We start from the raw sequence: 19,342 nt of genomic DNA, 5'->3' as shown, positions 1-19,342 counted from the left end.
TATTATTTCGCTTAATTTCCAACAAGATTTTTTAAGGGGCAAACAATGAAATGCAAACGCTTGGAAGAATTATTAGAGTTACTTGGCGAACATTGGCGTAAAAATCCTGACTTACACCTCATTGATATTTTGCAGCAACTTTCGATTGAAGTAGGCGAGCCTGATAATTTTAAAGCCTTGAGCGATGAGGTCTTAATTTATCAGCTAAAAATGCGAAACGCAGATAAGCTTGAGCCTATTCCGGGCATAAAAAAAGATTATGAAGATGACTTTAAAACCGCTTTATTGCGTGCACGTGGAATTTTAAACGATTAAGGTTGTCTTATCCGTTAGCTGGTTTAGCACTTATATTTATCAACATTTTTTGAAGGAATCATTATGAAAAAATTGGCATTAAAAACGTTTTTTGTTGCACTTTCTGCCCTTTTTGCATTTAACTCAACGGCAATCGCCGCTGATCCAACCGCAGGGAAAGAATATACTGAGGTACGTAAAGCCCCATCGGCTCAAAAAGAAGTGGTGGAATTTTTCTCATTCTACTGCCCGCACTGCTATGATTTTGAATTAAGCTACAAGATCCCAAGCCAAATTAAAGAAAAATTACCAAAAGACACCAAATTAGTGCAATATCACGTTAATTTCTTAGGTCGCCAATCTGAAGACTTAACCCGTGCTTGGGCATTAGCAATGGCATTAGGAGCTGAAGATAAAGTAAAAACTGCATTATTTGAAGGGGCACAAAAAGATGCATTCAAATCAATGGGCGATATTCGTGCGGTATTTTTAGCAAACGGTATTACGGCTGAACAGTTTGATAGCGGCATTAACAGCTTTGCCGTAAATGGCTTGGTGAATAAACAAGTTCAATTAGCGGAAGACTTCCAAATTCGTGGCGTGCCTGCATTTTTCGTAAATGGTCAATACCAATTGAATTTAGAAGGCTTTGCAGATTCTTCATCAACGAATGATTTCATTCAACGTTATGTTGATGCAATTATCTTCTTGAGTAAAAAATAATTGTCCCCATATTGAGAGTATGGTTTTACAATGCTGAGTAGGTAAATCCTATTCGGCATTTTTTTATTTTACACTCTCATTCAATTGGAAAGCCTTATGACAAAATTATCCATTCTAAATCTTGTGCCTATTCGTGAAGGGCAAACCGCTAAACAAGCGGTTGATTCTATGGTGAAATTAGCAAAACACGCAGAAAAGATCGGCATTGAACGCTATTGGATTGCAGAACATCATAATATGAAAAACCTTGCCAGCTCGGCAACACAATTACTCATTCAGCACGCACTTTCTCACACTGAAACATTAAGAGTGGGATCAGGTGGCGTAATGCTGCCTAACCACAGCCCTTACATTGTGGCAGAACAGTACGGCACACTTGAAACGCTCTACCCTAACCGTGTAGAGCTAGGGCTTGGGCGTGCACCGGGTACTGATATGCGTGCCGCCACCGCTTTACGCCGTAATGCACAAAGTTTGCCTTTCCCCGATGAAATCAGCGAACTAAAAGGCTATTTTGAGGGCACAAACCCTGTATCTGCCTACCCTGCACAAGGGCTAAATGTGCCGTTTTATATTCTAGGATCTAGCCCCGAAAGTGCGTATTTAGCCGCAGAACGTGGCTTACCTTATGCCTTTGCCTCGCATTTTGCCCCACGTTTTATGGACGATGCGGTGAGAATCTACCGCTCAAACTTCAAACCGTCTAAAGTGTTGGATAAACCTTATGTGATTTTAGGTGTGAATGCAATCGTGGCTGAAACCGATCAAGAGGCGGAACAGCTTGCTACTACTCAAACCCAGTTTTTCTTAAATGTAGTAACCAACGCTCAGAACAATTTGCAGCCACCCGTCGAGTCTGACGAAAAGGTCTGGGAAAATTTTGTGAAAGCTGAGATGGTGCCGCATTTCGGACCTGTTGCTTTTCAACAAAATGCGTTGTACAACCAAGAGAAAACCGTGGTTAGTCAAATGACAGCGTGTTCACTTATCGGCAGCCGTGAGAGTGTTGAACAACAACTCAAAACGTTAAAAGAGAGAATCGAAATTGATGAAATTATGGCAGTAAGCTATATTTTCGATGAGCAAAAACAACATCAGTCTTATACCTGGTTAAAAGAGATTTCAGATAGGGTGTAATATGAGTAAAACAATGCAACAAAAAGCCGCTGACGCACACAATATGTGCAAGCTGAAAGGCGACTCTATGTTAGATAACGCAGACCGCCAAATTGCCTTTGAAGCAGTTTATGACAGTGAAGAAATCGCTCAACAAGCGGTCGAATTTTTCACACAAAAAGCAAAATCGGTAGAAACCGAACCTTGTGAAATTCAAAGTGAAATCACACAAATTGCAGAAGGTTTTCTGATGAAAATGTGGATAACCTTTAGCTGCCAAGCGGAAGTGATTTTATTTCAAATGGCAGTAAGGTAGATATAAAACAAGCGGTTATTTTTGATCAATTTTTTGTAAAAAATCTTCAGAAAATAACCGCTTGTATCATTATGCCTGTTTAACCGCTGCCGATGCACTGCTTGGCTTGCGGCGTTTACCGATATTTTTGGTGTCTTTATGGCGAACTTTTACTTTTTGCTTCGCCGCTTCTTTTTTCACCTCTTTTTTCTTTTTAATGCGGGCTTTTTCTTTTTTGCTCGTTACATTCAACTCGCCATCTTTCGGGGCTTTGGTGCGAGGTTCTAAGCCTTCGATAATACGCGGCTTTAATGCTTCTTCCGTATAACGCTTGATTTTACCGAGCAGCTTGTAATCGTGAGCTTCTACTAGCGAAACTGCTGAGCCTTTTTTGCCTGCACGAGCAGTTCGCCCGATGCGGTGGAGGTAAGTGTCGGCACTATATGGCAAATCGTAGTTGATCACGAAATCCACATCGTCAATGTCGATACCACGAGCCGCCACATCGGTCGCAACAAGAACATTCACAACGCCCTCTTTTAAGCGGGTAATCGCCTGATTACGTTGGGTTTGTGCCATTTCGCCTTCAAGGTAAGTAGAACGCAAACCACGTTTGCGAAGTGTATCGCTTAGCTCTCGCACATCTTCACGGCGACGAACGAACACAATTGCTTTTTCCACTGAAAATTCTCCGATAAGGCGAGCCAACAATTTGGTTTTATGCTCCACGTTATCAGCGTGATAATACCATTGTTGGATTTTCTTACGCTCACGGCGGCTTGGCTCTGCATCTACTTTTATTGGGTCATTTAATAATCGCTCAGAGAAATCCTCTAACAACTCCCCTTCAAGAGTGGCTGAGAATAACCAAGTATGTTTACGCCAACGGGTTTCTGCCGCAATTTTCTCTGCATCTTGCCCAAAGCCCATTTGTAACATTCGGTCTGCTTCGTCAAAAATCAGCACTTCAACCGCTCGGCAATCAAAGTTTTCTTCTTTGATATATTGCATCAAACGACCCGGTGTTGCTACCACAATATCTTGATTACTGTTAAAGACTTCGCCGTGATTTTGATACGCCACTCCACCTGTAATGGTCGCAATACTTAAGTTGGTAAATTGTGCCAGCGCTTCTGCTTGCTCCGCCACTTGCATTGCCAGCTCTCGAGTAGGTGTAAGTACCAAAATACGTGGAGCTCCCGGTTTACGGCGTGGGTAGTCTAATAAATGTTGAATCGCCGGCAGTAAGAATGCTGCAGTTTTCCCTGTGCCTGTTGGAGCAGAACCCAGTAAATCACGCCCTTCAAGGGCAGCTGGAATAGTGGCTTGTTGAATTGCTGTTGGGCGGCTGTAGCCCTTTTTTACTAAGGCTTTTAGAAGTTGGGGGCTTAAATCAAGCTCCTCAAAGGTCATTAATTCGGACATATTCTTTTCTCATCAATAAATTTGATAGAAGTATATCATATTAAAGCCCAAGCCGTGAGGTGAATAAAGCTATGCTTGGTTTGCAAAAAATTGTTAAAATATAACCGCTTGTTATTAACAACTTATAGAGGAAAAAAGATGTTTGTTGAAATTTACGGACGTTTATCTTGCCCGTACTGCGTGCGTGCAAAACAATTAGCTGAAAAAATGAAAACCGAATTAAACGATTTTGATTTTAAATTTATTGATATGATCGCAGAAGGTTTATCAAAAGAAGATTTAGAACCACGTGTTGGCAAACCTGTTGCAACCGTGCCACAAATTTTTGTTGATAATGTTCACGTTGGCGGCTGTACTGATTTCCAAGCCTTTGTGAAAGAAAAATTTGGCATTGTTTAGTAAAAAATGACCGCTTGTAAGCGGTCATTTTTTTAATTATTTTTGCAAATTATTGCTCTTCTTTCGGTAAGCTTTTAATTGCGAAAATTAAGCCTCCCCAGATGATTGCCATTGCAACCACCATTGTAATAATTGCTGCTGTACTCATTATAGTTCTCCTTTTGGTTCATTTTTCCACGCGAGTTTTGAAAGTAGGTAAGCCACAACCGCTAAGCCAATTGCCATACCCCAACCGAAGGTGTTTACAAACCAGCTTGGGTAGCCTTCATAGCCCTCACGATATACTTTCGCAATCTCACTGAATAACATAAATGCAAGCACACCTGCGGTAATTACGATACATAAACGCCAGATAAAGCCAACTTTAAATGAAGAAACTTCGTTAATATGTCTTTCTAACGTACTGAGTTTTTCACTGGTTACAATCACAACTAATGATACGAACGCCACTGCCACAATGCCGAATTGGTTCACGAATTTATCCATTACATCAAGCATTGGTAAGCCTGTGGTTGTACCAAACAACATTACTGAAACAACCATCATTGGAATACCCACCAGTAAAGTTGCTTTTACACGTCCTGCATTCAATTTATCTTGCACTGCTGATACGATAACTTCAACAACAGAAATAAATGAGGTTAATGCTGCAAAGGTTAATGATCCGAAGAATAATACGCCTACTAATGCTCCCATCGGGGCTTGGTTAATGATAGTTGGGAAAGCAAAGAACGCTAAGCCGATACCGCCTTTCGCTACTTCATTAACCTCTTGACCTGCCGCAGTTGCCATAAAGCCAAGTGCTGCAAATACGCCAATACCGGCTAATAATTCAAAGCCACTGTTGGCAAAGCCAACCACTAAACCTGAACCGGTTAAATCTGTTTTTGGCTTGAGGTATGAAGCATAAGTAATCATAATCCCAAAGCAGATTGAGAGTGAGAAGAAGATTTGACCGTAAGCGGCAATCCACACACTTGGGTCAGTTAGTTTTTCCCAGTTTGGTGTAAACAACGCATCTAAGCCTTTTGCGGCTCCCGGCAGAGTTAAAGAATAGCCTACCAAGATTAAGAACATCACAACCAATAATGGCATTAAGATATTAGAAGCCGCTGAAATTCCTTTTTTGATCCCTAAAGCTAATACAGCAATAGCTACTAACCAAACTGCAACTAATGGACCGGTTACCGCCCCTACAAATTCAAAGCTAACACCTTGTGTGATGTCGCCCATTTTTAAGAACTCGCCAACAAAGAAATCAACAGGTTTATCACCCCAAGCACTGTTAAGCGAGAAATAGGTATAGCTTGCCGCCCAGCCTAATACAACGGCGTAGTAGATACCGATAATTACGTTGATTAATACCTGCCACCAGCCGAAAGTTTCAAATTTAGGGCTGAAACGGCGAAAAGAAAGCGGTGCACCACCACGATATTTGTGCCCGATAGCATAATCTAAGAATAGCAACGGTAAACCTGCGGTCAATAATGCAATGATGTATGGCAGAATAAATGCTCCACCACCGTTTTCATAAGTCGTATAAGGGAAACGCCAGATGTTTCCTAAGCCGACAGCCGAGCCAATAGCTGCCATAATAAATGCCCCACGACCGGCAAAGGTTTCTCTTTGTGGAGCTGTTGATGATTGAATAGACACAGTAAATACCTCAAACTTGTAACAGTTTATATAAAAAATGACTTTAAATTGTATGAAATGTGATTATTCACATTTTGAAAACGAAATATGCCGAAATACCAAATAAAAGTAAAGTAGAAAAATAAAATAAAAATGGACTTAAAAATACTAAAATACAAAATTAAATATCGAAAAATAAAACAAAAAAAGTCAAATATTCTAAAACTCAGAATTTTATAGATAAAAGCATTAAAAACCTTTCTTTGCTTAGCATAATTCTTTAGCTAAATTTTTAACAAAAAAATAACACATCATTGATACAATGATGTGTTATTAGCTTAAACATTAGGTAAATTATTCTTATACCGAAGGTTGTTCTATTACTAAATGCTCGACTTTAGCTTGTTTAACCATATTGTCCGCCACCTCAAGAATAGTAACTTTTAAGTTATATAACTCAAATTCCATTCCTTCATCAGGAATTTTCTCTAAATGTTCTAGTAGCAAACCATTAAATGTTCGAGCTTCATCAATAGGTAAATCCCACGCAAATAGTTTATTCAAATCCCTTAAATTTGCCGATCCCTCAATAATCACTGTCCCATCTGACTGCTGTTGAACTTCTTGCTCAAGCGTCGGGGCTGATGAAGTGGTAAACTCGCCGACAATTTCCTCTAAAATATCTTCAAGGGTTACTAAGCCTTTAATATCACCATATTCATCAACCACTAAGCCTATTCTCTCTTTATTGGCTTTAAAGTTCATTAATTGCGTAGTTAATGGTGTGCCTTCTGGAATAAAATAAACTTCATCAACCGCACGCACTAACATCTCTTTGGTAAATTCGTTTTTTTCCAACATTAAACGAAATGCTTCACGCACACGCAAAATACCGAGAATATTATTATCCATATCGCCTTTATAAATCAGTACGCGAGCGTGAGGGGCGTGATTGAGCTGACGCATAATTGCTTTCCAGTCATCATCAATATCAATGCCGCTGATATCATTACGAGGCACCATAATGTCATCAACTGTAACTTTTTCCATATCTAAAATGGAAACAAGCATTTCACGGTGCTCTGCTGGAATAAACTTACCCGACTCAAGTACTACACTACGCAGTTCTTCTGGACTAAGATCTTGTTTATCTTTCTGCTGAATACGCAGTAACTTCAACAAACCTGCAATAATCAGATTCATTAAAAAGACGATCGGGCTTAGTAATTTCTTAAGGGGTGTTAATACAAAACTAACAATAAATCCAACTTTCTCCGGGTAAGTCGCAGCAATCGTTTTAGGCAGAATTTCAGAGAAAACCAACATTACAAATGTAAGTAAACCGGTGGCAATCGCAACACCCTTTTCGCCGGAGAGTTGCATACCGATCATTGTAGCAATTGCAGAAGCAGCAATGTTTACAAGGTTATTACAGATTAAGATAAGACTGAGCAGAACATCCGTTCGTGCTAAGAGTTTTTCCGCTAATTTTGCCCCTTTATGTCCTTGCTCAGCAAGATGACGCATTTTATAACGGTTTAAAGACATCAAGCCCGTTTCCGAACCCGAGAAAAAAGCAGAGAGTACTAAAAGAATAGCTAAGGTAATAAATAAACTACTCAGGGGAATACTGTCCAAAATTGAATTCCTATATAAATTAATCATAAAGTGATCACAATTCGATGATTGTTATCACTCACTTCGCCTAAAAAGCCCGATTTGCAAAAAATCGGGCTTTTTTAACCGCTTGTAGCGATTAATGGACGATCAAACGGCTACCAAAATATCCGATTGTGAGCAACATCATACCCGAAATCGAATAAATAAGCACCCGTTTTCCTCGCCAATGTAATTTCCATTGACCTAATATTTGAACGTTATAAACAATCCAAGCCAAGAATGAGAAAATCGCTTTATGAATATGCTCCGGCTCAAAAAAGTTATGTAGATAAATCACGCCCGAAAATAGTGTGAGCGTAAGCATTGCCTGTGCTGCAAGCGTTAAGGTAAAGAAATGGCGTTCAACCGACATTAAGGGCGGAAGAATTGAGCAAAAGAACATTTTTTTGCTTTTGAGTTTGTGATCTAACCATTTTAACTGGAACGCATAAATTAAGGCGAGGAAAAACAATGCATAAGAGAACAGAGCAATACCTAAGTGGAAAATAAACCCTGCGTTTTCTTCTATATTGCGGATAAAACTCCCCTGCACAAAACTGGCTACCGCCACACTACAAATAGCAAAGGCATATACAACAAGCAGAGGAAACCACGCAGTTTTCCATTTAAGTAACGCAAAGGTTACACAAATCGCCATAATGAAACTCATTAAAGAGATTACATTCGTTACCGTAAAATTCTGCCCTTCTATTAACCATAATTGGTTGTATAACACGGCACAATGCAAAAGAATAGCTAATAAACCAAACCCAAAAACAAGAGTTATATTCGGCTTTTTATTTTCTGTTGCACTTTCCAAATTCACTAAGGTGGGAGCCACCCAAAGCAACGTTAAGGCATAAGCTACAATAGCTAAAATAGGAAGTAACATATTTTCTCGAATCTCGTCAAATAATAATAACTTTCAGAATTTTAATCAAAAGTCGCCTTTTTAGCTAGTTTTTGCGATAGCTAGATGAAAAATTATCCCTAAATACCATAGCTTTTTATGTTAAGTCAAAAAATCCTCTCAATTTCAGCTAATATTCTGCATCAAAAAATAATTTTCCTTTGACTAATTTGCTTTCTATCTGTAATATGCACACCCTATGCAAAAGGTAAAACTACCCCTTACGATTGACCCATATAAAGACGCTCAGCGTCGAGTGGATTATGAAGGCTACATTTCAGGTGAACTTCTAAAACGCTTGGGTGAATCTGTATGTAATGTGCTAAGTGATGCACAAGTTACACTTTCGTTATATGTCGATCCGCAACGTTTAACTGTGATTAAAGGCACAGCTAAAATTGAGGTGGAGTTTGACTGCCAACGATGTGATAACCCGTTTACACACACGCTAGACTGTTCATTTTGTTTCAGTCCGGTGTCTAACATGGATCAGGCGGACATCTTGCCCGAAATTTATGAACCTATCGAAGTAAACGAGTTCGGTGAAGTAAATTTACTAGATATGATTGAAGATGAATTTATTCTTGAATTACCTCTAGTCCCGATGCATAGTGAAGAACACTGTGAAGTGTCCGTGAGTGAACGTGTGTTTGGTGAATTGCCTGAAGAACTAGCAAGCAAACCAAATCCGTTCGCAGTATTAGCTAATTTAAAGAAAAACTAGATCTAGGAGAAAGCCCGTGGCTGTTCAACAAAATAAGAAATCTCGTTCACGTCGTGATATGCGTCGTTCACACGATGCATTAACAACTGCAGCAGTTTCAGTAGATAAAACAACTGGTGAAACTCACTTACGCCACCACGTAACTGCAGACGGTTACTATCGTGGTCGTAAAGTAATCAACAAGTAATTCCTTTCGAGGTATATCTTGGGTGATATCACTCTTGCAGTAGATGTGATGGGCGGGGACTTCGGTCCCCGTGTTACTATTCCTGCTCTGGCAAAAGCCTTATCACAGCATTCAAATCTCTCATTTTTATTATTTGGCAATGAAAGCCAAATTACCTCGTTATTAGAAAAATACTCTCTACTAGATTCTCCTAAAATTCAACTTCATCATACCGAACAAGTTATTGATGCAGATATCCCCTTTTCTAAAGCAATCCGCCAAAGTAAAAATAGCTCTATGCGTTTAGCACTTGAAGCTGTTAAAGAAGGAAAGGCTCAAGGTTGCGTAAGTGGTGGAAATACAGGGGCATTAATGGGATTAGCAAAGTTACTGATTGAACCGTTACCCAATATTGAACGCCCTGCTCTTACCTCACTCATTCCTACAATGAATGGGAAATCAACCGTAATGCTAGATTTAGGGGCAAATATTGAAGTAAGCGATTGCCAACTACAACAATTTGCAGAAATGGGCGATTTATTTGCACAAGTAATGCTAGGGTTAGTTTACCCTCGCATTTCTTTGTTAAATATCGGCACAGAAGAAAACAAAGGTACTGCACAAATTCAAGCTGTTCATCAGCAACTAAAAAAGAGACAAGATTTAAACTACATCGGTTTCATTGAAAGTGATAAATTAACCAGCTACTTAACCGATGTAATTATTTGTGATGGCTACACAGGCAATATCGCTCTAAAAGCATTGGAAGGTGCGGCAAAGAATATTATTTCGCTATTTAAAAAAGAGAAAGCCGATTCTAACATTTGCCGCAACACCAAACGCTACTTGCTTAAATTGATTTTCTATCGCTACTACCGCAAATTGCAAGAAATCAATCCTGATCGCCATAATGGAGCAACCTTGCTCGGTTTATCAAAAGTGATTGTAAAAAGCCACGGCGGAGCAAATGCTAATGCCTTTAGCTATGCGATTGATTATGCAGTTCAGCAAATTGAAAACGATATTCCAAACAAGATCCTGCAAAGATTACATCAACTCGATAAAAAATAAGCGAACCAAAAGTTCGCTTATTTTGATCTTAGCCTTTTAATTTCGCCACACGCAAGCTCACTGCGTTTTTGTGTGCTTGTAATAGCTCTGCACTTGCCATTTGCTCAACAGTTTCCGCTAAGGCTAAAAAGCCCTCAGGGCTCAGCTCTTGCACCGTCATTCGCTTGCTGAAATCCGCTAAGCCTAAGCTTGAATAGGTTTTAGTGTAACCGTAAGTCGGCAGCACGTGGTTAGTTCCGCTGGCATAATCACCCATAGATTCCGGCGAGTAAGCCCCCAAGAAAATCGAGCCGGCATTATCTAAATCCGCCAAAAGTGAGCGGGCATTTTCTGTTTGCACAATTAAATGTTCAGGTGCATATTTATTGCTAATTTCGACCGCTTGCTGCAAGTTTTCAGCAATAAAAGTTCGGCTATGCTCCAACGCTTTACGAGCCGTTTCACCACGAGGTAAAACGGCAACTTGTTTTTCTAATTCCTTATCCACCGCTTTAGCCAATTTTTCATTTGGGGTTACTAAAATCACTTGTGAATCTGCACCGTGTTCTGCTTGGGAAAGCAAGTCGCTCGCCACAAAAGCCGGATCAGCGAACTCATCGGCAATCACCAACACTTCACTTGGTCCTGCCGGCATATCAATTGCCGTTCCTTCTTGAACCACTTGACGTTTCGCTTCTGTTACAAAACTATTACCCGGTCCGAAAATTTTATCCACTTTCTGTACCGTTTCCGTGCCATTTGCCATCGCAATAATGGCTTGAGCCCCACCTACCGCATAAATGGTTTCCACCCCACAAAGGTTTGCCGTATAAAGAATTTCATCGGAAATCGGTGGAGGCGAACAAAGCACAATTTTCTTACAGCCTGCAATTTTTGCCGGAATGGCAAGCATTAAAACCGTTGAAAAAAGTGGTGCTGAGCCGCCGGGAATATAAAGCCCCACTCGATTGATCGGGCGAGTAATCACTTGGCAACGCACACCGGCTTGGGTTTCAATATCCACTTCTTGATTTTGCTGTGCCTTGTGAAACGCCTCAATATTTGCCTTTGCATTTTGAATCGCTTTTTTAAGCTCAGGCGAAATACGGCTTTCTGCTTGCTGAATTTTCTCTTTCGATACAATAAGGCTATCTAGTTTGACTTTATCAAATTTTTCGCTTAGCTCGAATAAGGCTTTATCGCCATTTTCTAATACATTTTGCTTAATTGCCTCAACGGCTGTTTTGATGCTATCGCCAATTACCTGTGCCGGACGAGCAAGATATTGTTCTTGCTCATACTCGCTGAGATTATTCCAAATTAGGGTTTGCATATTTAATCCTTATTTTGCCTAGTACAGTAAAGCCGTACTAGGTTACTCATATTGTTTCTTTGGTTACTTTCTTTGCACAAGCAAAGAAAGTAACATAAAATCCTACGCCAACATTTTCTCAATAGGCAAGACAAGCACAGAACTTGCCCCCATCTCTTTAAGTTGTTCCATCGTTTCCCAGAACAAGTTTTCTTGGCTTACAACGTGCATTGCCACTCGGGTTTGATCATTGGCAAGAGGCAGAATTGTTGGGTTTTCTACCCCCGGTAATAAAGCCGTGATTTGTTCCAATTTGTCTTTCGGGGCGTGTAACATAATGTATTTAGATTCGCTTGCTTGCTGTACACCTTGAATACGGGTAAGTAATCTATCCACTAAAGCCTGTTTTTCGACAGAAAGTGGCTCTTTACGCTGAATTAAACAAGCGGTTGAGCGGTAAATCACTTCCACCTCTTTTAAACCGTTGGCTTCTAATGTTGCACCTGAAGAAACCAAATCGCAAATTGCGGTGGCGATGCCGGCACTTGGGGCAACTTCCACCGAGCCGGTCAAGAGAATGCTTTTAAACGGTACGCCTTGCTCTTTCATATAACGTTTTAACAAATTTGGGTAGGAAGTAGCAATCACTGCATCGGTTAAGTCTTGCACATTGCTATAGTTGCGATCACGATCGAGTGCTAACGATAAACGGCATCCGCCAAAATCAAGCTGGCGGAGTTTTTTATATTCCACTTTCTCGCCTGCTGCTAATCGCCCTAATTCTTCTTCCTCTAACACGTTTTCGCCAATAATGCCGAGATCGACCACGCCATCAAACACTAAGCCTGGAATATCGTCATCACGCACACGCAAAATTTCAATCGGCATATTTTCCGAATAGGCAATCAAGCGTTGGTCATTCCAAATAATTTTTACCCCACACTGTTTGAGTAATTCGCTACACTCTTGGCTTAAACGCCCTTTTTTCTGCATTGCGATACGTAAACGATTTTGTGTTGTCATTGCTGTTTCCTTCTTGTTTTTGAATTTTGAATATAAAGAAAAACCCTCTCGAAACGACTTCCGAGAGGGTTAAATTTAGTTTGCGTTTATGCGTACTCGGAAGTTCTTATCTTCCGCACACACCAAATGCCCGAAAGATTATTCAGGGAAATGATGATGGTGATGATTACGCATAAATGTCATTGTTCTGTTTTCCAAAAATTGAATTGGTTTAAAAGATACTCTGAAAATTGATAAATCACAAGCATTTTTTCTACAAAAATCGGCTTATTTTTCACGAAAGGGAAGAATTTATCGCAAACGTTTGCGTAAAGCGGTATAATTTTTCCAATTTTTTGCAAATCAAACTAGATAGGAATTTTAAAATGCAAATCAGCTTAAAAAAAATCTATTCAGGCAAGGTACGAGACCTTTACGAAATTGATGACAAAAGAATGTTAATGGTGGCAACCGACCGCTTATCGGCATTTGATGTAATTTTAGATGATCCGATTCCACGCAAAGGCGAGATTCTGACCCAAATTTCTAATTTCTGGTTTAACAAATTGGCACATATTATGCCAAACCACTTCACAGGCGATAGCGTATTTGACGTGTTGCCAAAAGAAGAGGCTGAAGCGATTCAATACCGTGCGGTAGTGTGCAAACGCTTAACACCGGTGAAAATCGAATCCATCGTGCGTGGCTATTTAACCGGCTCAGGCTTAAAAGATTACAAACAAACCGGCACAGTCTGCGGCTTAAAATTAGCGGAAGGTTTAGTAGAGGCGAGCAAATTGCCAGAGCCTATTTTCACCCCATCAAGCAAAGCCGAAGTGGGTGATCACGACATCAACATCAGCTACGAAGAGTGCGAACGCCAAATCGGCGTAGAGCTTGCCGCCAAAGTACGTGATGCCGCTCTCAAACTTTACACCGAAGCAGCAGAATATGCCCTCACCAAAGGCATTATTATCTGCGATACCAAATTTGAATTCGGCTTAGATGAAAATGGCACGCTAACCTTAATGGACGAAGTATTAACCCCGGATTCCAGCCGTTTTTGGTCAGTTGATACCTACCAAGAAGGCACAAACCCACCGTCCTTCGACAAACAATTCGTACGTGATTGGTTGGAAAACAGCGGTTGGAACAAACAAGCTCCGGCACCGAAAGTACCTACCGATGTGATTGAAAAAACCGTGGCAAAATACCAAGAAGCGTTGGATTTATTAACTAAATAAAGTATGGCAAGCGGTTGTTTTTCGCTTGTGTTTTGCAAATAAGCAAAAAGCCTGTAAGGAACACTTACAGGCTTTTGCTGTATAACCAAACTATCTAGCCAAGGGGCAAATTGCAATTTGCCCCTACACATATCATCAAATTAACCTTGTGATGAAATACGTTTCATATCTGTCATATAACCACGTAATTCTTGACCGATTAGCTCAATTGGGTGGTTACGGATTGCATCGTTCACATCACGTAAGTAAACGTTGTCGATTTCAACCGCTGGGGTTGGTTCGCCTAAGTCGCCTTTTTCTAAGTTCGGGATAATTTCTTTCGCAAGAATTGGCGTTGCAACGTGAGAGAATAAGTAGTTGCCGTATTCTGCCGTGTCTGAAATAACCACGTTCATTTCGTATAAACGTTTACGAGCGATGGTGTTAGCAATTAACGGTAATTCGTGTAGAGACTCGTAGTACGCTGATTCTTCGTAGATACCTGCTGAAACCATTGTGTCGAACGCTAATTCTACACCCGCTTTCACCATAGCAACCATTAACACGCCGTTATCAAAATATTCTTGCTCAGAAATTTTGATGCCGTCAGCTTGTGGAGCATTTTCAAAAGCGGTTTTGCCGGTTTCTTCACGCCATTTTAAGAGGTTTGCATCGCCGTTTGCCCAGTCAGCCATCATAGTTGATGAGAACTCACCGCTGATGATATCATCCATATGTTTTTCAAATAAGAATGCTAATTTCTCTTTGATTTGCTCAGAAAGCTCAAATGCACGTAATTTTGCACTGTTAGATAAGCGATCCATCATTAAGGTGATACCGCCTTGTTTTAACGCTTCGGTGATCGTTTCCCAACCGAATTGGATTAATTTACCTGCGTAAGCCGGATCTTTACCCTCTGCCACTAATTTGTCGTAGCACACGATAGAACCTGCTTGTAACATACCGCAAAGAATTGTTTGCTCACCCATTAAGTCAGATTTTACTTCTGCTACAAATGATGATTCTAATACGCCTGCACGGTCGCCACCGGTTGCACTTGCCCACGCTTTAGCAATCGCTAAACCTTCGCCTTTCGGGTCGTTTTCAGGGTGAACCGCGATTAATGTCGGCACACCGAAACCACGTTTGTACTCTTCACGCACTTCTGTTCCCGGGCATTTTGGTGCGGTCATTACAACAGTGATGTCCGGGCGAATCTGCTCGCCTTCTTCCACAATGTTGAAACCGTGTGAGTAACCGAATGCCGCACCGTGTTTCATTAACGGCATTACATCAGCCACTACTTTAGAGTGCTGTTTGTCTGGCGTTAAGTTGATCACTAAATCTGCTTCTGGAATTAATTGCTCGTAAGTGCCTACCACGAATCCGTTTTCTGATGCACGTTTGAATGATGCACGTTTTTCGGCAATCGCTTCTGCACGTAATGCGTAAGCGATGTCTAAGCCTGAATCACGCATATTTAAACCTTGGTTTAAACCTTGTGCACCACAGCCCACGATCACCACTTTTTTGCCTTTTAAGAAATTGCAGCCGTCTGCAAATTCGTTACGATCCATAAAGCGGCAACGACCTAATTGGTCTAATTTTTGACGTAAATTTAATGTGTTGAAATAGTTAGACATTGTTTGATCCTTATAGTGAGTCAATGAATGATATTTAATGTGATTATACACAGAAGCATTGTTGCGTAAATTGAAAATATTAATATTTAATATTGCAAAATATGCAATTAACTGTCGTTTGAAAATCTTTTTGAAAACTTAACCGCTTGCAATCTCTGTTATAAAGTAGAAAATAACCACTTAAATTAATAGAAGATAAACAAATGAAGATAAAAAGTATCATTCTACAAACTTGCCTTGAATGTGGGCAAAATGTACGGGTTCCTTTGAGCGAAAAAGGGGACTTCCTCTGCCCTGTTTGTAATAATGTCATACGAAAAGGCAATACTTGGAGCTTACGCCGTAGTGCATTTTTAGCATTAGCCATTTTAATTTTGCTCCCCTTCGCACTTGGCTTTCCACTACTCAGCATTGATTTACTCGGCATAAAAATTAATGCCACCGTATGGGACGGTATTTGGAAAATGGCAACCACAGGCTACCCTTACACCGCATTTATGGTTCTCGTGTGTGCAGTCATTATGCCTGTCTCCTTTGTTTTGCTGATTTTAACTATTCATATCCAGCGGATGATCCACCAACGCCCACGTTATACACTAATATTCCTCACTAAAATTAAAGAGTGGGTAATGCTTGATGTTTATCTGGTTGCTCTCGCCGTTGCAGCATTTAAAATTCGAGACTATGCCAATTTAGAATTTGATATTAATTTAATTGCATTTGTGCTCGTGGTGGTACTAAACACATTACTTTTTATCAAAACAGAGCCCAAACAGGCGTGGGAGCGATTTTACCCTGAATATCACTCACTGCCTTTCGATCACGCGAGCCACCCAACGCTCTGCCCGACTTGTGAATACTGTTTTGATGAAACGATTTTAGATTTGAAAGGTAGACAACGCTGCCCTCGTTGCGAGAGCAATTTATCGATTGCCGATAATATTAAAATTCAGCGTGTCTGGGCGTGTTTAATTGCCGGAACAATAATGATGATCCCCGCCAATATTTTCCCCATTTCAATTACTGAAATGGCGGGAAAAGTTTCCGCAGATTCATTGATGTCCGGGGTGCTCTTGTTTATAGAAATGGGTAGCTACACTGTTGCAGCTATTGTATTTATTGCAAGCATTGCCGTACCTGTAAGCAAAATTACGATTATTTTTTACCTGTTACTTGCTATTCACTACAAATGGAAACACCCTATTCACATACAGATGAAATTACTGCACTACGTTCACTTTGTTGGACGTTGGTCGATGCTTGATTTATTTGTACTTTCACTAATGATGTCGCTACTCGAACGCGGACAAATTCTTAGCTTCTCGGTAGGCGAAGCGGCATTCTATTTTGGTGCAGCAGTTTTCCTTACTATGTTTGCTTCCACCAATTTAGATGCCAGAATGTTGTGGAAGATTCATTATGATAATGAGAAAATAAAGCACAATTAATCTATTTTATTGATACTCCCCTCTCCTTGCGGGAGAGGGAATTTCCTCAATCTACTTTTTCCACTCCACTTAATTTTTCCATTTTCAACAAACTCTGCAACTGCGGCAATAATTGGGTGATCAACCTCAATTGCTGAATTAGAACTAAAGCTAATTCATCTTGTTTTTGCTGGTGTTCTTGCTCAAACTGGGCAAGATCTTGGTCAATAGCGGTCAATTTTTCCGATAATTTTGCAAATGAACGACTGTCATCCGCAATTTTATCGATAATATTCGCGACTTCTCGCCCGTGTGAAAAAAATATTGCGGAAAAATCGACTTGTCGATTAATTTCACGGCTGGCAATGCGGTAAGCCCCTAAGGTTGAAATATAGCCAAGCAAGGTATAGCCAATGCCTAACAATTTCGGAGCAAAAGCTAAATCATTTGCGTATTTCTGTGGCTCACTATACATACTAGTAATCGTATTGCTGAGTGCAGATAAATGGTTGTGTACATCACGGCGGGCTATGCGATAAGGCAGTTGCTCGTTATAACCAAATTGGAGTTGAGCAATAATGTGCCGTAAATAATTTCCGCTGGCTTTTAGGCTATTATGTAAATTACTTTGCAAATTGAGATATTTCCAGTCCGGCCATAAAAATGTTACGGCTAACCACGCAATAGCTGTGCCAAGTAGCGTATCGAAAATTCGCATTAATGTGCTACTTTCTATACTTACGCCTGCAATATCAAGGCTTATCATCACTAATACGGTAATGTAAAAAGTCGAAAAGCCATAATGTACCAAACGGAAAAAGGTATAAAGCGAGCCGGTCAGTACAATAATACCAAGTTGAGCTTCAAGACTAAGCGTTACATTAAACAATTCAAACATTCCACCAACAATTACGCCGAAAATCGTGCCAATCACACGGTGAATTAAGCGGGTTTTCGTTGCGGTATAATTGGGCTGACAGACAAAAACCGCCGTCAATAAAATCCAATAACCTTTGTTATCAAAACCTAAAAGTGGCACTATTGCACTACATAAAAGCACCACAATCGAAAGGCGAACGGCGTGGCGAAATAGTTGTGATTCAAAGGTTAAATGCCCTTTAATTGCTTGGATAATATTGCCAAAACCCGTAATATTTTCGGCTATCAAGCGGTTAGATTTTGTGAAATTTTTACTAAGTGGCTCAATATGCTCTGAACGGCTTGCCCCTTGTTCAATTTGAGCTAATTGGCGTTCAATGTTGGCTAAATTCTCAGCAACCGATTCCCATCGGTAAGTGCTTTTTAACCCTCTTTCTTGATGATAAACCAACGAGTTGAGCAACCCTTGCAATGCTTTCTCACCACGCTCACTGTGTTCATATCTTTCTCGATGACGTAATGCCACTGCAATTTTTTGACACGCAACCGCTTGAAGTTCCATTACTCGCTGGAAGCGAAACATTAAATCGCTATTACTTAATTGCTGGAACAGTTCGTGGTACTGATAATGACTGGAACTCGCCCGTTCTAAAATATCTTGAGCCGTAAAATAGTAGCGTAACATTCGTTGCGTACGTTGCTGTTTGTGCTGTCGTCTTAAACGATAAAATAATGATACTCGCGTTTTATCAAATGCTACCATTACTTCACTGTTCGCTTTGGCAAGTGCCAGTTGTTTTGCGTTTAAATCGTCATCATCGGGGTCAAAATAGGCGGATTTTGCCAGCAAATAGTGGCTTAAGGCAAGGTAAGCAGAAGCTAAATTCTCCTGTACCGTTCGATTCGGGAAAACTAAATATACTAAAATCCCGACCAATCCATATAACAATGTGCCGAGTAGAATCATCACGACATTGTTATACCACAGTACTTCGGGGGTATAAGTTAAGCTGTTATAGATAGCCACAATCAACGTGCCGAAAGCAATAGTGCTGTAACGTTGTCCAACTGCTCCGAGCATTACTAGAAGAAAAGTACAAACCATCAGGACCGGCACGAACAACCAGCCTAAATATAAAGAGACGCTTGCCCCAATGGAGGAAAGTGAAAATGCCACTAGGCTGATGATTAGATTTTTTGCTCGTCCGATAAGACTATTATCTAAATCAACCAAACCACCTGCGATAATGCCTAACATCAGCGGCATCGCAAAATGCGAAATACCAAGCTGCCAAATGCTTACTGCGGCAATATTGAGCGAAATAAACATCGGCAAGGTTTTAATCACACTTTCCGAGAGCCAACTGTTTTGCAGTTTTTTTAAATACTTATTCATCTTTTTATTTGTAAATTTTTACTAACAAACGCTTGCGTTTGAACGTTGGCTTTGCCAACGGCTC

At 40.3% G+C, this 19,342-nt stretch carries 19 protein-coding genes and 1 other annotated feature; of the genes, 10 read left to right on the top strand and 9 right to left on the bottom strand.

Annotated elements, in window-relative coordinates:
• Positions 1 to 45 precede the first annotated feature (45 nt).
• From X781_RS01585 to X781_RS01570, 4 genes are all read left to right on the top strand, one after another.
• Positions 46 to 315 (top strand): YihD family protein, encoded by a 270-nt coding sequence (locus tag X781_RS01585; RefSeq protein ID WP_025235244.1) that lies wholly within the window; start codon positions 46 to 48, stop codon positions 313 to 315.
• Positions 316 to 378: 63 nt separating this feature from the next.
• The gene (dsbA, locus tag X781_RS01580) at positions 379 to 1,017 is read left to right on the top strand and encodes a thiol:disulfide interchange protein DsbA (protein WP_025235243.1); all 639 of its coding nucleotides are present in this window, start codon (positions 379 to 381) and stop codon (positions 1,015 to 1,017) included.
• Positions 1,018 to 1,113: 96 nt separating this feature from the next.
• Positions 1,114 to 2,154: an LLM class flavin-dependent oxidoreductase gene (locus X781_RS01575; protein ID WP_025235242.1), complete on the top strand. Its 1,041-nt coding sequence runs from the start codon at positions 1,114 to 1,116 to the stop codon at positions 2,152 to 2,154.
• Position 2,155: 1 nt separating this feature from the next.
• A complete protein-coding gene (locus X781_RS01570; protein WP_025235241.1) occupies positions 2,156 to 2,449 on the top strand; it encodes a YfcZ/YiiS family protein in 294 nt (97 codons plus the stop codon).
• Between the two features lie 69 nt (positions 2,450 to 2,518).
• Here X781_RS01570 and srmB read toward each other — a convergent pair whose 3' ends face one another.
• Positions 2,519 to 3,853 (bottom strand): ATP-dependent RNA helicase SrmB, encoded by a 1,335-nt coding sequence (srmB, locus tag X781_RS01565; RefSeq protein ID WP_025235240.1) that lies wholly within the window; start codon positions 3,851 to 3,853, stop codon positions 2,519 to 2,521.
• Between the two features lie 138 nt (positions 3,854 to 3,991).
• Between srmB and X781_RS01560 the strand changes: the two genes are divergently transcribed.
• Complete coding sequence (locus tag X781_RS01560) at positions 3,992 to 4,252, top strand: GrxA family glutaredoxin (RefSeq protein ID WP_025235239.1); 261 nt, start codon at positions 3,992 to 3,994, stop codon at positions 4,250 to 4,252.
• A 49-nt stretch (positions 4,253 to 4,301) separates the two neighbouring features.
• On the opposite strand, the gene X781_RS11925 is transcribed toward X781_RS01560, so the two are convergent.
• The 4 genes from X781_RS11925 to X781_RS01540 all read right to left on the bottom strand — a co-directional run bounded on the left by X781_RS11925 (position 4,302) and on the right by X781_RS01540 (position 8,438).
• Positions 4,302 to 4,400, bottom strand: a complete 99-nt coding sequence (locus tag X781_RS11925; protein ID WP_025235238.1) for a methionine/alanine import family NSS transporter small subunit — start codon at positions 4,398 to 4,400, stop codon at positions 4,302 to 4,304.
• Positions 4,400 to 5,908 (bottom strand): sodium-dependent transporter, encoded by a 1,509-nt coding sequence (locus X781_RS01550; protein ID WP_025235237.1) that lies wholly within the window; start codon positions 5,906 to 5,908, stop codon positions 4,400 to 4,402. The genes X781_RS11925 and X781_RS01550 overlap by 1 nt, the downstream gene beginning before the upstream one ends.
• Positions 5,909 to 6,247: 339 nt before the next feature.
• Entirely contained in the window at positions 6,248 to 7,525 is a 1,278-nt protein-coding gene (locus X781_RS01545; RefSeq protein WP_025235236.1) for an HlyC/CorC family transporter, read from the bottom strand.
• Between the two features lie 118 nt (positions 7,526 to 7,643).
• The gene (locus tag X781_RS01540) at positions 7,644 to 8,438 is read right to left on the bottom strand and encodes a cytochrome C assembly family protein (RefSeq protein WP_025235235.1); all 795 of its coding nucleotides are present in this window, start codon (positions 8,436 to 8,438) and stop codon (positions 7,644 to 7,646) included.
• Positions 8,439 to 8,655: 217 nt separating this feature from the next.
• Between X781_RS01540 and yceD the strand changes: the two genes are divergently transcribed.
• The 3 genes from yceD to plsX are packed head-to-tail and all read left to right on the top strand — an operon-like array spanning position 8,656 to position 10,417.
• Positions 8,656 to 9,180 carry a 23S rRNA accumulation protein YceD gene (gene yceD, locus X781_RS01535; protein ID WP_025235234.1) on the top strand — a complete coding sequence of 175 codons (525 nt, stop codon included), beginning with the start codon at positions 8,656 to 8,658 and terminating at the stop codon, positions 9,178 to 9,180.
• A 16-nt stretch (positions 9,181 to 9,196) separates the two neighbouring features.
• The gene (gene rpmF, locus X781_RS01530) at positions 9,197 to 9,367 is read left to right on the top strand and encodes a 50S ribosomal protein L32 (RefSeq protein WP_005598552.1); all 171 of its coding nucleotides are present in this window, start codon (positions 9,197 to 9,199) and stop codon (positions 9,365 to 9,367) included.
• Positions 9,368 to 9,385: 18 nt separating this feature from the next.
• A complete protein-coding gene (plsX, locus tag X781_RS01525; protein ID WP_025235233.1) occupies positions 9,386 to 10,417 on the top strand; it encodes a phosphate acyltransferase PlsX in 1,032 nt (343 codons plus the stop codon).
• 28 nt (positions 10,418 to 10,445) lie between these two features.
• Here plsX and hisD read toward each other — a convergent pair whose 3' ends face one another.
• Together hisD and hisG are read right to left on the bottom strand one after the other, a co-directional pair.
• Positions 10,446 to 11,729: a histidinol dehydrogenase gene (hisD, locus tag X781_RS01520; RefSeq protein ID WP_025235232.1), complete on the bottom strand. Its 1,284-nt coding sequence runs from the start codon at positions 11,727 to 11,729 to the stop codon at positions 10,446 to 10,448.
• A 102-nt stretch (positions 11,730 to 11,831) separates the two neighbouring features.
• On the bottom strand, positions 11,832 to 12,731 hold the full coding sequence (hisG, locus tag X781_RS01515) for an ATP phosphoribosyltransferase (protein ID WP_025235231.1): 900 nt from the start codon (positions 12,729 to 12,731) through the stop codon (positions 11,832 to 11,834).
• 34 nt (positions 12,732 to 12,765) lie between these two features.
• Positions 12,766 to 12,894: a sequence feature (His leader region), on the bottom strand.
• A 202-nt stretch (positions 12,895 to 13,096) separates the two neighbouring features.
• Between hisG and X781_RS01510 the strand changes: the two genes are divergently transcribed.
• Positions 13,097 to 13,954, top strand: a complete 858-nt coding sequence (locus tag X781_RS01510; protein WP_025235230.1) for a phosphoribosylaminoimidazolesuccinocarboxamide synthase — start codon at positions 13,097 to 13,099, stop codon at positions 13,952 to 13,954.
• A 140-nt stretch (positions 13,955 to 14,094) separates the two neighbouring features.
• Here X781_RS01510 and ilvC read toward each other — a convergent pair whose 3' ends face one another.
• Positions 14,095 to 15,576, bottom strand: a complete 1,482-nt coding sequence (gene ilvC, locus X781_RS01505; protein WP_025235229.1) for a ketol-acid reductoisomerase — start codon at positions 15,574 to 15,576, stop codon at positions 14,095 to 14,097.
• Positions 15,577 to 15,779: 203 nt separating this feature from the next.
• Between ilvC and X781_RS01500 the strand changes: the two genes are divergently transcribed.
• The gene (locus tag X781_RS01500) at positions 15,780 to 17,024 is read left to right on the top strand and encodes a paraquat-inducible protein A (protein WP_025235228.1); all 1,245 of its coding nucleotides are present in this window, start codon (positions 15,780 to 15,782) and stop codon (positions 17,022 to 17,024) included.
• 46 nt (positions 17,025 to 17,070) lie between these two features.
• Here the strand turns inward: X781_RS01500 and yccS are convergent, their stop codons facing one another.
• Positions 17,071 to 19,278 (bottom strand): YccS family putative transporter, encoded by a 2,208-nt coding sequence (gene yccS, locus X781_RS01495; protein WP_025235227.1) that lies wholly within the window; start codon positions 19,276 to 19,278, stop codon positions 17,071 to 17,073.
• Positions 19,279 to 19,342: the final 64 nt, after the last annotated feature.

The organism is Mannheimia sp. USDA-ARS-USMARC-1261 (assembly GCF_000521605.1).
GTDB classification, from domain to species: Bacteria; Pseudomonadota; Gammaproteobacteria; order Enterobacterales; family Pasteurellaceae; genus Mannheimia; species Mannheimia indoligenes.
This window is presented reverse-complemented; position numbering and strand designations above follow the sequence as displayed.